The sequence below is a fragment of the Streptomyces hygroscopicus subsp. hygroscopicus genome, assembly GCF_001553455.1.
GTDB lineage: Bacteria > Actinomycetota > Actinomycetes > Streptomycetales > Streptomycetaceae > Streptomyces > Streptomyces hygroscopicus.
On record NZ_BBOX01000439.1, the window covers coordinates 1 to 1489 of the forward strand.

At 72.7% G+C, this 1489-nt stretch carries 2 protein-coding genes; one reads left to right on the forward strand and one right to left on the reverse strand.

All coding sequences use genetic code 11. From position 1 onward, the window contains the following. Positions 1-259 precede the first annotated feature (259 nt). A complete protein-coding gene (locus AXW62_RS35105) occupies positions 260-757 on the reverse strand; it encodes a DUF6643 family protein (protein WP_060948000.1) in 498 nt (165 codons plus the stop codon). A gap of 199 nt (positions 758-956) precedes the next feature. Between AXW62_RS35105 and AXW62_RS35110 the strand changes: the two genes are divergently transcribed. Further along, a partial coding sequence (locus AXW62_RS35110) for a TerD family protein (RefSeq protein ID WP_169808201.1) occupies positions 957-1489 on the forward strand: 533 nt, incomplete at its 3' end.

The following is a 1489-nucleotide window of genomic DNA, read 5'->3' on the forward strand; positions in this document are numbered from 1 at the left end:
CCCCGCGCCCAACGGGGGCCGGCCGGTCGATGACGCCCTCACCGCAGTGGGGTGAGGGCCCGGCCCGCCCCCGGTGGTGGAGACGGCTCGCGGAGTCGCCCGTCCAGCATCGTGGGGCGCTTCCGCCACCGGACAGGGGCCGAACGGCCCCGAAGGACATCAGGGCCGCGAAAATCAGGGGCCGGACGGGGATGCCCCGTCCGGCCCGGTCCTTCCCGCGACCGGGCACCGGCCCGGTCGCCTCACCTCCCGACACGTGTCAGTAGCCGCCTCCCGGCTGCGGCGACCGGCCGCCCGGGTACTGCTGCTGACGTCCGTATGGGTCGTCGTACGGAGCCTGCGCGGGCGCCGCCGGACGAGGCGCGACCGGACGGCTCATGGCCGGGCGCATCGCCTCGTACCCCACCGGCGCGGCCGACCCGGGGCGCTGCGCCTGCGGCTGCTGGGCGCCCGGGTAGCCCCGCGGTCCCGCCGACTGCGGCGGGATGTAGGGGGCGTGCGCCTGCTGCAGTCCGGCGGGCTGCGCATAGCCCTGCTGCGGGGGCTGCGGGGGCTGCGGGGAGGGCGCGGCCGGCAGCGCGGGAAGCGCCGAGGGCAGGGCCGGGAGCTGGCTCCCGGTGTCGTAGGCGGACGGCACCCTGATGGGTGCGATCTGCGGTGTACCCCGCTCAGCGACAAGACTGTCGTAGATGGGGGTGTCCGGGAAGGACGGCGAGGAGTAGTAGCCGCCACCGTAGGTGCTGCGGGGGGAGGTCATAGACCATAAGTTAAGCCCACCATGTGCTGATTGGGGAGCCCGGTAGGAGGGTTGGTTTCAGTGTTCGGAGTGGCCGCGGATCCCCAATCCGAGCGAACCCGGGGAAAACGGTCGTCAGGGTACGTTGAGTCGGTGTAAAGAGCGCGTTTTCACGGGGTAACCGGCGGCTGTCCGACGAACAGAGAGGCAAGGGGACGGAATGGCGATGCGCAAGGGCGGTAACACGCCAGTGCCGGCGGACGCGGTGCGGATCGAGCTCGGCTGGCGCACCGGGCCGGGGGTGCCGGACGTGGACGCCTCGGCGCTGCTGCTGGTGTCCGGAAAGGTCAGGTCCGACGGGGACTTCGTCTTCTACAACCAGGCCGCGCACGCCTCGGGCGCGGTGCGCCACGAGGGGAAGCGGACCGCGGGTGACACGGTGACCGACACCCTTTCGGTGGACCTCGCCCGGGTGGAACCGGCCGTCGACACCGTGGTCCTCGCGGGCTCGGCCGACGGAGGAACGTTCGGCCAGGTCCCCGGTCTGCACATCCGGGTGCTGGACGCGGCGGGCGGCACCGAGATCGCCCGCTTCGACAGCGAGGACGCCACGGTCGAGACGGCCTTCGTCCTCGGCGAGTTGTACCGCAGGCAGGGCGCCTGGAAGTTCCGCGCGGTGGGCCAGGGGTACGAGAGCGGACTGGCCGGGCTCGCCACGGACTTCGGCATCAGCGTCGACGAACCGCGGCAGAC